Raw genomic sequence first — 9,402 nt, 5'->3', positions numbered from 1 at the left:
GCCGCACACCGCGACGGTGCGGATCGTGGCTTCGGGGTCGCCCGCGGCCCGTACACCCCACGTCGTGGCGGGCAGCGCGTCCGCCACCCGGTCGGTGAAGTCGCGCAGCGACAGCGGCTCGGGGAGCTCCCCGACCCGCCCGAGTCCGCGGGGTCCGGGGAACGTCGCCATCTCGAACACGTCGAACGCGACCTCCTCGTACGGGTGGGCGGCGCGCATCGCGGCGAGCACCTTCTGCCGGATGCCGCGCGGTGCGATCACCTCCACCCGGCTCTCCTCGACACGTTCGAGCGCACCGACCGCGCCGAGGGTGGGGTTCGCACCGTCGGTCGGGAGGAACTGGCCCTGCCCGGTGACGGACCAGCTGCAGTCGCGGTAGTTGCCGATGTGCCCGGCGCCCGCGTCGAACAGGGCGCGCCGCACCGTATCGGCGTCGCCGGCCGGGACCAGGACCACCCACTTGTCCAGGTTTTCGGTGGGGTGCGGGTCGATCGGTCCGGTGACGGTGAGTCCGAGCGCCGCGGCCAGGGCGTCGGAGACGCCGGGGTCCGCGGAGTCGGCGTTGGTGTGCGCGGTGAACAGGGCGCACCCGGCCCTGATCAGCTTGTGGACGAGTGCGCCCTTCGGGGTGTGGGCGCCGACGGTGTCGACGCCGCGCAGCAGCAGCGGGTGGTGGACGAGGAGAAGGTCGGCGCCGGCGTCGATCGCCTCGTCGACGACGGCGGCGGTCGGATCGACCGCGATCGTCACCGTCGTCACCGTGTCGTCGGGGTCGCCGCACACGAGTCCGACGGAGTCCCACGATTCGGCGAGGGCGGGCGGGTACGCCGCGTCCAGGGTCGCGATCACGTCGGCGAGACGCACCGGGTTCACAGGATCTCCTTCATCGCGTCGATCAGGACACCGGTCTGCTCGCGGGGTCGCACCGCGATCCGGAGGAAGTCGGGACCGAGTCCGGGGAACGTGTCGCACCGCCGCACGGCGATGCCCCGCTCGCGTAGTTGCTTCCGCACGAGTTCGCCGTCCGGCAGTCGGAGCAGCAGGAAGGGTGCGACGGCGGGCTGGTGCACCGCGACGCCGATCTCGTTCAACCGGCGGATCATGTCGTCCCGCCACGCACCCAGCACGACGGCGTGCTCCCGGGCGGCGGCGACGGCGTCCGGTTCGCTGCATGCGGCGATCGCCTCCACCTGCAGGCTTCCCAGTGGCCAGTGCGCCCGCCCCACCTGCAGGCGTTCGAGGATCTCCGGGGAGCCGAGCGCGTATCCGCAGCGCAGCCCGGCCAGTGCCCACGTCTTGGTGAGGCTGCGCAGCACCAGCACGTCGGGCAGCGAACGACCGGCGAGCGACTCGAGCTCGCCCGGCACCGCGTCGGCGAACGCCTCGTCGACCACGACGATCCGGCCGGGCCGGCGCAGCCGCAGGATTTCCTCCGCCGGGTGCAGAACCGAGGTGGGGTTGGTCGGGTTGCCGATCACCACCAGGTCGGCGGAGTCGGGGACCGCGGCGGCATCCAGGACGTACGGGTCGTCGAGGAGCACCTGCGTGACGGGCACATTCGCCTCCCGCAGCGCCCACTCCGGTTCCGTGAACGACGGATGGATCAGTGCCGCCTCCAGGACCCCGAGCCGCGGGAGCAGAGAGAAGCCCTCGGCCCCACCCGAGAGGAGCAGCACCTCCTCGGGCGAGCGGCCGTGCCGGGCGGCGACGGCGGTCCGGGCGACGCGATCGTCCCCGACGGTGGGATAGGAGCCCAGGCGCGGCAACGCGTCCGCGAGGCGCAGTCGCAGCCATTCCGGGGGCCCGTCGCCCTGCACGTTCACTGCGAAATCGAGGAGACCGGGCCCCGCATCCACGTCTCCGTGGTGACGCAGGCTCTCCCGGGTACCGGCACGAATGTCCACAACCGTCGAGCCTAAGGGACAATGGTCCGGTGACATCTCTCTCCACCTCCCTGTCCTCCGCCCCTTCGGCCCTGTCGGCTCCGATCGTGCTGTTCGATCTCGACGGCACGCTCACCGACTCCGCGCCCGGCATTCACGCCGGGTTCCGTCATGCGCTCGCGACGATCGGGCAGCCGGAACCGACCGACGAGATGATCGACGCCGTCATCGGCCCGCCGATGATCGACACGTTCCGGTCGATGGGTCTGGACGAAGACGTCGTGCAGCAGGCGATCGCGGCCTACTTCGAGCGCTACGACAGCGTGGGGTGGGCGGAGAATGCCGTCTTCGACGGCATCGAGAAGGTGCTGATCGACGCCCGCGACAGCGGCCGACGGCTCGCCGTCGCCACGTCGAAGTCCGAACGGTTCGCGATCCGCATTCTCGAACACTTCGAGCTGGCCCACTACTTCGAGTTCATCGGCGGCGCCAGCGACGACGGCAGTCGCCGCGCCAAGTCGGACGTGATCGCCCACTCCCTCCGGAACCTGGGAGTCGCCGCCACCGAGGGCGCCACCCCCGACGTCCTGATGGTCGGCGACCGTGACCACGACGTCCTCGGTGCCGCGCACTGGGGTATCCCCGCGGTGTTCGTCGAGTGGGGTTACGGTTTCCCGGCCGAGGCCGAGCGCGCGCACACGACGGCGGAGACCGTCGCCCACCTCGGGAAGCTGCTCGATGCCGCAGCCTGACACCCCGCTGCACGTGACGTTCGTGTGCACCGGCAACATCTGCCGCTCCCCCATGGCTGAGAAGATCTTCGCCGAACACCTCCGCCGGGAAGCCCTCGACGACCGGGTGATGGTGAGCAGCGCCGGGACCCACGGCTGGCACGTCGGCCGCGAGGCCGACATCCGCACCAACGAGACCCTGAAGCTGAACGGGTACCCGACGGGCCACACGGCCGCGGAGGTCGGACCGTTCCATCTCGGCGCCGATCTGGTGGTCGCACTGGCGGCCAACCATGACCGTGAGCTTGCCCACATGGGGGTGCCCGACGAACGCCGCCGGTTGCTGCGCAGCTTCGACCCGGACGCGGACACGTCGTCCGTGCCCGACCCCTTCTACGGCGACCTCGAGGACTTCGAACGGGTCCGCCTGCAGATCGAGGCCGCGGTGCCCGGGTTGCTCGACTGGGTGCGCAGCCGATAACCCACGATCAGGGTCCCCACCTGCGAGCGGCTACCGTGGAGGCGTGCGAAGGCTGAGATTTCTGTTGCGACCCGGCTGGTTGGTGTTGGCCTTGGTGGTCGCCGGATTCGCATTCATGTGTTTCTACGTGCTCGCGCCGTGGCAGCTCGGCAAGAACACGTCGACGGAGCACCGGAACCAGCTGATCGCCGACTCGGTCGACGCCGACCCCGTCCCGCTGGAGACCCTGCTGTCCGGCGCGGCCCCGAATCCGGACGACGAGTGGCGCCGCGTCACCGCGACCGGGTCCTACGTCCAGAACAGTGACCTGCTGGTCCGGTTGCGGTCTATCGAATCGCAGCCCGCGTACGAGGTCCTGACCCCGCTGCAACTGACCGACGGTCGCACGATCCTGGTCAACCGCGGCTACGTCCGCCCCCTCCAGGGAACCGAGCCGCCGCCGGTGGATCCGCCGCCGGCCGGGGAGGTGACGCTCGACGGTCGCGTCCGCAAGTCGGAGGGCACCATCGCCGGCAAGGAGCCGATCGACGAGAACGGGCTCCGGCAGGTGTACTACATCGACGCGGGTCAGATCGGCGGTTTCATCGGCACCGATCTCGTCGACGCGTACGTACAACTCGAACCCGATCAGCCCGGCGGCCTCGGCACCATCCCGCTCCCCCAGCTCGACGCCGGCCCATACCTGTCGTACGGCTTGCAGTGGCTGGCGTTCGGCATCATGGCCCCGCTCGGCCTGGCCTACTTCATCCGCGCGGAGTGGCGCGAACGCCGCAAGGAGAAGACCGCGGAGACCTCCGACGACTCCGCTACGGCTCCCGCACCGGTGGCCCGGAAGAAGCCGTTCACCCGAAGCAAGCCGGTGGAGTCAGCGCCGCGGACGGCGGCGGAAGCGAAGCTGGCCGACCGCTACGGCAAGGGCCGCTGACACCAGCGCCGCACCCCCCTGCACCGCCGCGGACAGCCGCACCGCACGGTCGAGGTCGACAGGCAGGGGCGACGGCCCGGAGCCGAGGACGGGTCGCATCTCGACGCCGTGCGCGTATTCGGTGCGCCCGCCCAGTGAGATCCCGAGTGCGCCCGCCGCGCTGGCCTCCGCGACGCCCGCGTTGGGGCTGGGGTGCTGGGACGCGTCGCGTCGCCACGCCGCCCACGCCTCGTTCGGCGACCCGCCGACCGCCGGCGCGGCTACGACCGACAGCGCACCCGTCAGGCGGGCGGGCAGCAGGTTGAGGACGTCGTCCCACCGCGCCGCCGCCCATCCGAAGTTGCGGTACTTCGGCGAGCGGTACCCGACCATCGCGTCCAGGGTGTTGGACGCCCGGTAGACGAACAGTCCGGGAATTCCGGCCACGGCGCCCCACACGAATGCCCCGACCGCCGAGTCGGACGTGTTCTCGGCGACCGACTCCAGCGTCGCCCGCGTGAGCCCGTCGACGCCGAGCACGCTGGGGTCGCGACCGCACAGCGACGGCAGCAGGGCGCGGGCGGCGGCAAGATCGTCCGCCTCCAGGTGTGCGGCCATGCTCGATCCGGTCCGTCCCAGCGACGTCCCGCCGAGCACGGCCCATGTCGCGACGGCCGTTCCGGCTACCTCGCCTGGCCATCCCCCGCGCCGCGCGATCCGCGTCGCGGCGACCCCCAGCCCCGCCGCTCCGCCGACGAGGACGGCCACGTGCAGGATCCCGGCCGACCGGGAGTCACGGTACGTCACCTTCTCCAATGCCATTGCGGTGCGTCCGAATCCGGCCACGGGATGCCACCGGGCCGGATCGGCGAACACGCGGTCGGCGGCGAAGCCGAGGAGCAGGCCTGCAGCACGCGCGGTGGCGGGACGGGAGGTTCGATGCACGCCGATATTTGTATCAACTAACGTTGCAGTCGATGTAAAGGAGCGTCCCATGAATGCCGCGATCGACGAGTACCTGGCAGGCAAGAACCCGGACGCCACCGAGCGCCTGCTGCAGTTCCGTGACCTCGTTCTCGCGTGCGGCGAGGTGGACGAACGGGTCCACCGGACCGAGATCGCGTGGGCTCGTGCCCGTGTCTTCGCTGCCGCGTTCATCTACTCGTCGCGGCTCGAGATCGCCCTCGACCTGCGTCGCCGCGTCCATCACCCGCAGCTCCGCGAGGCGTTTCCCACGACGAAGACGGTGATCACCCACCGTTTGACGATCACCTCCGACGATCAACTCGACTACACCCTGGCGGCGCTCCTCGCCGAGGCCTACGACACGGTGGGTCCGGGCACTCGCGCGCGCTAGCCGAGGGCACAATTGCGCGCCGATTCGCCGGAATCCCGCGCAACAGCGTGTGCGTCTCACCAATCCGTCGGCGGCTGCGAACGACGCACCCGTTCCGGTCGGCATGTCTGATTCCTGAAACTCTGCCGAGTATCTCGCCAAGCGCCCTTTATTGCGCCTACCATGGTAAATGCCGCCTCGTTCCCCCCATTCAGGGGCGGCGCACGGCCCCGCCCTGCTCACATCTTCGGTGCTGACTCAACACACCCACGTGGCCCGGCGGGGTTCTGCGCGTCCGGTGGAAATTCATGTGAGGCATTGGTTTCGCCGACTGCGCCTGGGACGATCGAGAGGTGTGCAGCGACCTGACGAAGCTCGGCGACGACGAACTGCTCGCCCAGCTGGATGAGCACCGAGCACTGCTCGGCGAGTCCATCGCGAACGACTACGGTTGCGAAACGGTCCGCGGAGTCACCAGCCGGATCACAGCGTACGAGGCCGAACTCGATCGCCGCGGCTCCGCGACCTCGCGCGACGCGACCTGACGCGCTACGTGCGGGACGTGCGACTCGTGGTGGGAGCGGACCAGACGCCGGTCACTTCCCCGCTCTCCTCGTAGCGGTCGATCTTCACGATGCCCGCCCCGGTCTCGGTGGGCCGGTGCGTCTCGTTGACGGCCTGGAAGTCTGATTCGAAGGTCTTGTCGCTCGACGTGCCGTTGCGCAGCGTCACCTTGTACCTGGGCATGTCAGGAATATGCCACTGCAGGCGAAGCCGCGGGCGATGAACAGGTTAACTCCACGAAACCTGTCACAGGACCGCAGCGGAACTGAAATAACACAAATCTGTGTCATGTCAGTCAGAACTGCTATTTTCGATACTGTGCCGTCCGACACACAGCTGATATTCGCCGACCACGTCGGCCGTTTCTACGCACGCCGATACGGATTCCCGCCGATGGCGGGACGGCTGCTGGGGTACCTGTTCGTCTGCGATCCGCCGCAGCAGACGATCGACGAACTGGGCGAGGCGTTGCTGGCGAGCCGGAGCGCCATCACCGGGGCGGTCAAGCTGCTCGAGGACTATCGGATGGCGCGGCGAACCCGAGTGGCCGGCGAGCGGGTGGACCGGGTGAGCCTGGACCCGGCCAGTCAGCAACCGCAGAACTTCGATTCCGCCCTGCACCGGGAGCACGCGGCGCTGTTCCGGGAGGGATTGGCGTTGCTGGCCGACGCCCCACCCGAACGTCGCGCCCCGCTCGAAGAGATGGTCGCGCTGGCCGACTTCCTCAGCGAGCGACTTCCGGCGCTGCTGGACGAGTGGCACACGCATCGCGACGAGGTCCGGGATCAGCACACGAGGAAACTCGATCGAGAAGAGGATGTCCACCATGACTGAATTCGAACTGTCCGCCCTGCGCGAGCAGGCGGCCAACGGTGATTCGACCGCGCTCGACATCCTGATCGAGCTCGCCGGCGAGCGGGGTGACATGGACGAACTCCGCCGGCTCGCGGACAACGGCAGCTCCGACGCGGCCGACCAGCTCATCGAACTCGCCACGGAACTGGGCGACATGAACGAACTCCGCCGCCTCGCCGACAACGGCAACACCACCGCCGCCGAGCAGCTCATGGAGCTCACCGAGGAGTGAGACGAGGTGAGCGGCAGTCGAACGCGGACCACGGTCAACACCGACACGGAGAAAGCCCCGACCCGCGCGGAAACGCAGATCGGGGCCTTGCCTGACGGTGGGCGCGGAGGGTTTCGAACCCCCGACCGCTGGTGTGTAAAACCAGAGCTCTACCACTGAGCTACACGCCCGAACATCCGGCGAGAACCTCGCCGGATGCGCATCAGGACTCTAGCGTGGCGAGCGCTTTCTCCCAAGCTCCCTGGTCACGGGCCTCTCCGGGCCCGTTCATCTCGGCGAACCGGATGACGCCTTCCTTGTCGATGACGAAGGTGCCGCGGTTCGCGAAGCCCAGCTTCTCGTTGAAGACGCCGTACTGCTGCGCGACCGCACCGTGCGGCCAGAAGTCGGCGAGCAGTGGGAAGGTGTATCCCTGCTCGGCGGACCAGATCTTGTGTGTCGGCGACGCACCGACGGAGAGCGCGAGAATCGCAGTCTCGTCGTTCTCGAACTTCGGCAGTTCGTCGCGAACCTTGCAGAGTTCACCCTGACACGTTCCGGTGAACGCGAGGGGGTAGAACACGAGCAGGACGTTCTTCTTTCCGCGGTAATCGGAAAGCGTCACTTCCTGATTGTTCTGGTCCTTGAGGGTGAAATCGGGGGCGGTGGTGCCCACCTCGAGCGGCATGACGTGATCCTTCGGTGAGTGAACGAAAAGGTGAGACTGTTCAGCGCTTGTTCGCGGGACGCGACTTCGGCTGAACCAGACGGCTTCCCGACCAGTCCCCGAGGTTTGCCGCCGATGTCTGGGTGAGACCGGCTGTAGGTGCGGACTCGGCGATCTCGCTGGGCTCGACGTGACCGGGCTGACCGGTCTTGGGGGTGAGGACCCACACGAATCCCTCGTCGGCCAGGGGGCCGATGGCATCCATGAGGGCGTCGACGAGGTCTCCGTCTTCGTCGCGCCACCACAGCAGCACGACGTCGATCACCTCGTCGGAATCCTCGTCAAGCAGTTCTCCACCGATGGTGTCCTCGACCGCGGCACGCAGGTCGTCGTCGGTGTCCTCGTCCCAGCCCAGTTCCTGTACCGCCATGTCGGCAGTGATCCCGAGTTTCTGAGCGTAGTTTTGGGCGTCCGCCGCGGCGACCACGGTGGGGTCCTCCTTTTGTTGACGGTGCTCGGATACCCGAACACCTGCCGGATGAAGATCAATTAGGTGAAAGCGAACATGCTCGAGCGCTTTCGCGCAAGCCGACCACGCGAATTTTTCTCAGAAAGTAGTGATGCGTGGTCATCGACCGAGCCTACGGTGCGGGAGTCACGATGTGGGGCAGGCTGCCCGAATCGAGTCGCTGAGCTCGTCTCCACGGCTGGCGAGTGTGTTCAGAATGTCACCGCGTTGCCCGCCGTCGACGGCGATCGCAAGTTCCCGATAATTGTTCGCGTAATCGGTGAGCAGTCCGGTCAGCTCCGCGGGAAGCGCGGGCGTGGCGGCACTGGCCCCGTCGGCCGCCGCCCGGAGGGCTGCCGCCGCGGCGCTCGCCTTCGCACCGGTGTCCGCGGCGTCGGCGTTGGCGGCGTCGATGAAGGCGTTGTAGCTGTCGATGGTGTCGCCGGCGCGGTTCACGAACATCGTGCACTGCTCCACGAGCGCCTCCCGCTCGGCCGCGGCTTTCTGCGAGGACGACGCGGCCACCGACGAGGACGTCGCCTCTGCGGCGTACTCGGCGGCCTGAGAATCGTTTTGCTGCGCGGTCCCCTCGATCTCGCCGCCGCATCCGGCGATGACGCCCACACCGACGATCGCCGCGACGACAGCGCTCGCGGGCCCCCAGCGGCGCGTCGACGTGCGCATTCGTCTCCCCCATGTTTTCGACGGCATCGATAAGTTCAACATTCGGCCCCGGAACTGCGCAAACGCTACCGAAGAGTAACCCGAGCACAGTGTGCCGACTGGGCCGCGATGGTGAAAGATGAGGGTCGCGCCATATTCATAAAGGAGATGGGTCGGGCCTAACAAGGCCGCGATCGCATGGAGAGGACGCCACACCGCGCGTCCCACCACAATGAGGAGCAACGTTGTCAGACCTGATCCAGGGACCCGCGTCTCAACCGGATTCCGCCACACCCGGCGCCGGAGCGGCCCAACCTTCCAACCCCAGTGCGACCCCGGGTTCCGACGGCCGCGTTCGCGTCATCCGTGAGGGTGTTGCGTCTTATCTGCCGGATATCGACCCGGACGAGACCACGGAGTGGTTGGAATCGTTCGACGGACTGTTGGACCGGTCCGGACCGACCCGTGCCCGGTATCTGATGTTGCGGATGCTCGAGCGGGCCGGGGAGAAGCACGTCGCGTTGCCGGCGTTGACGTCGACCGATTATGTGAACACCATCCCGACGGAGAACGAGCCGTGGTTCCCCGGTGACGAGGAG

At 68.3% G+C, this 9,402-nt stretch carries 14 protein-coding genes, 1 tRNA gene and 1 pseudogene; 8 read left to right on the top strand and 8 right to left on the bottom strand.

Annotated features, from left to right (window positions below; translation table 11 throughout):
- Positions 1-873 (bottom strand): Nif3-like dinuclear metal center hexameric protein (locus AC1D1G_RS36320; RefSeq protein WP_477955898.1); only part of this gene is annotated, 873 nt, incomplete at its 3' end.
- Positions 870-1,904 carry an Rv2231c family pyridoxal phosphate-dependent protein CobC gene (cobC, locus tag AC1D1G_RS36315; protein WP_477955896.1) on the bottom strand — a complete coding sequence of 345 codons (1,035 nt, stop codon included), beginning with the start codon at positions 1,902-1,904 and terminating at the stop codon, positions 870-872. The genes AC1D1G_RS36320 and cobC, both read right to left, overlap by 4 nt.
- Positions 1,905-1,933: 29 nt before the next feature.
- On the opposite strand from cobC, the gene AC1D1G_RS36310 reads away from it, so the two are divergent.
- The 3 genes from AC1D1G_RS36310 to AC1D1G_RS36300 are packed head-to-tail and all read left to right on the top strand — an operon-like array spanning position 1,934 to position 4,020.
- Entirely contained in the window at positions 1,934-2,635 is a 702-nt protein-coding gene (locus AC1D1G_RS36310; protein WP_283336590.1) for an HAD-IA family hydrolase, read from the top strand.
- Positions 2,622-3,095: a low molecular weight protein-tyrosine-phosphatase gene (locus AC1D1G_RS36305; RefSeq protein ID WP_005254274.1), complete on the top strand. Its 474-nt coding sequence runs from the start codon at positions 2,622-2,624 to the stop codon at positions 3,093-3,095. The genes AC1D1G_RS36310 and AC1D1G_RS36305 overlap by 14 nt, the downstream gene beginning before the upstream one ends.
- A 43-nt stretch (positions 3,096-3,138) precedes the next feature.
- The gene (locus AC1D1G_RS36300) at positions 3,139-4,020 is read left to right on the top strand and encodes an SURF1 family cytochrome oxidase biogenesis protein (RefSeq protein WP_477955894.1); all 882 of its coding nucleotides are present in this window, start codon (positions 3,139-3,141) and stop codon (positions 4,018-4,020) included.
- Here the strand turns inward: AC1D1G_RS36300 and AC1D1G_RS36295 are convergent.
- Positions 3,961-4,944 (bottom strand): cobalamin biosynthesis protein, encoded by a 984-nt coding sequence (locus AC1D1G_RS36295; RefSeq protein ID WP_317567657.1) that lies wholly within the window; start codon positions 4,942-4,944, stop codon positions 3,961-3,963. The two genes, AC1D1G_RS36300 and AC1D1G_RS36295, sit on opposite strands and share 60 nt — an antisense overlap.
- A gap of 49 nt (positions 4,945-4,993) precedes the next feature.
- On the opposite strand from AC1D1G_RS36295, the gene AC1D1G_RS36290 reads away from it, so the two are divergent.
- Both AC1D1G_RS36290 and AC1D1G_RS36285 read left to right on the top strand, forming a co-directional pair.
- Positions 4,994-5,356, top strand: coding sequence for a DUF5655 domain-containing protein (locus AC1D1G_RS36290; RefSeq protein ID WP_317567656.1), 363 nt, complete (start codon positions 4,994-4,996; stop codon positions 5,354-5,356).
- 332 nt (positions 5,357-5,688) lie between these two features.
- On the top strand, positions 5,689-5,880 hold the full coding sequence (locus tag AC1D1G_RS36285; RefSeq protein WP_280784846.1) for a hypothetical protein: 192 nt from the start codon (positions 5,689-5,691) through the stop codon (positions 5,878-5,880).
- A gap of 4 nt (positions 5,881-5,884) precedes the next feature.
- Here AC1D1G_RS36285 and AC1D1G_RS36280 read toward each other — a convergent pair whose 3' ends face one another.
- Positions 5,885-6,082 carry a hypothetical protein gene (locus AC1D1G_RS36280; RefSeq protein ID WP_105422786.1) on the bottom strand — a complete coding sequence of 66 codons (198 nt, stop codon included), beginning with the start codon at positions 6,080-6,082 and terminating at the stop codon, positions 5,885-5,887.
- Positions 6,083-6,217: 135 nt separating this feature from the next.
- On the opposite strand from AC1D1G_RS36280, the gene AC1D1G_RS36275 reads away from it, so the two are divergent.
- Complete coding sequence (locus AC1D1G_RS36275) at positions 6,218-6,733, top strand: GbsR/MarR family transcriptional regulator (RefSeq protein WP_317567655.1); 516 nt, start codon at positions 6,218-6,220, stop codon at positions 6,731-6,733.
- Positions 6,726-6,986 (top strand): hypothetical protein, encoded by a 261-nt coding sequence (locus AC1D1G_RS36270; protein WP_283352601.1) that lies wholly within the window; start codon positions 6,726-6,728, stop codon positions 6,984-6,986. The genes AC1D1G_RS36275 and AC1D1G_RS36270 overlap by 8 nt, the downstream gene beginning before the upstream one ends.
- A gap of 98 nt (positions 6,987-7,084) precedes the next feature.
- Here the strand turns inward: AC1D1G_RS36270 and AC1D1G_RS36265 are convergent.
- The 4 genes from AC1D1G_RS36265 to AC1D1G_RS36250 all read right to left on the bottom strand — a co-directional run bounded on the left by AC1D1G_RS36265 (position 7,085) and on the right by AC1D1G_RS36250 (position 8,824).
- Positions 7,085-7,156 (bottom strand) — tRNA-Val (locus AC1D1G_RS36265).
- 32 nt (positions 7,157-7,188) lie between these two features.
- A complete protein-coding gene (locus AC1D1G_RS36260) occupies positions 7,189-7,653 on the bottom strand; it encodes a peroxiredoxin (RefSeq protein WP_005247827.1) in 465 nt (154 codons plus the stop codon).
- Positions 7,654-7,693: 40 nt separating this feature from the next.
- Entirely contained in the window at positions 7,694-8,119 is a 426-nt protein-coding gene (locus AC1D1G_RS36255) for a DUF3052 domain-containing protein (protein WP_005247829.1), read from the bottom strand.
- Between the two features lie 168 nt (positions 8,120-8,287).
- Entirely contained in the window at positions 8,288-8,824 is a 537-nt protein-coding gene (locus tag AC1D1G_RS36250) for a hypothetical protein (RefSeq protein ID WP_317567653.1), read from the bottom strand.
- Between the two features lie 224 nt (positions 8,825-9,048).
- Between AC1D1G_RS36250 and AC1D1G_RS36245 the strand changes: the two are divergent.
- Positions 9,049-9,402, top strand: a pseudogene (locus AC1D1G_RS36245) (pyruvate dehydrogenase (acetyl-transferring), homodimeric type); the annotation flags it as partial.

Source organism: Rhodococcus sp. P3_B8 (genome assembly GCF_056402775.1).
The sequence above is the reverse complement of the archived record's forward strand: the minus strand, read 5'-3'. Positions and strand labels throughout refer to the sequence as shown.

What these genes read in the sequence shown, in the direction of transcription:
- AC1D1G_RS36305 (WP_005254274.1), top strand. Translation starts at nt 2,622, where the DNA reads ATGCCGCAGCCTGACACCCCGCTGCACGTGACGTTCGTGTGCACCGGC.
- AC1D1G_RS36290 (WP_317567656.1), top strand. Translation starts at nt 4,994, where the DNA reads ATGAATGCCGCGATCGACGAGTACCTGGCAGGCAAGAACCCGGACGCC.
- AC1D1G_RS36280 (WP_105422786.1), bottom strand. Translation starts at nt 6,082, where the DNA reads ATGCCCAGGTACAAGGTGACGCTGCGCAACGGCACGTCGAGCGACAAG.
- AC1D1G_RS36270 (WP_283352601.1), top strand. Translation starts at nt 6,726, where the DNA reads ATGACTGAATTCGAACTGTCCGCCCTGCGCGAGCAGGCGGCCAACGGT.
- AC1D1G_RS36260 (WP_005247827.1), bottom strand. Translation starts at nt 7,653, where the DNA reads ATGCCGCTCGAGGTGGGCACCACCGCCCCCGATTTCACCCTCAAGGAC.
- AC1D1G_RS36250 (WP_317567653.1), bottom strand. Translation starts at nt 8,824, where the DNA reads ATGCGCACGTCGACGCGCCGCTGGGGGCCCGCGAGCGCTGTCGTCGCG.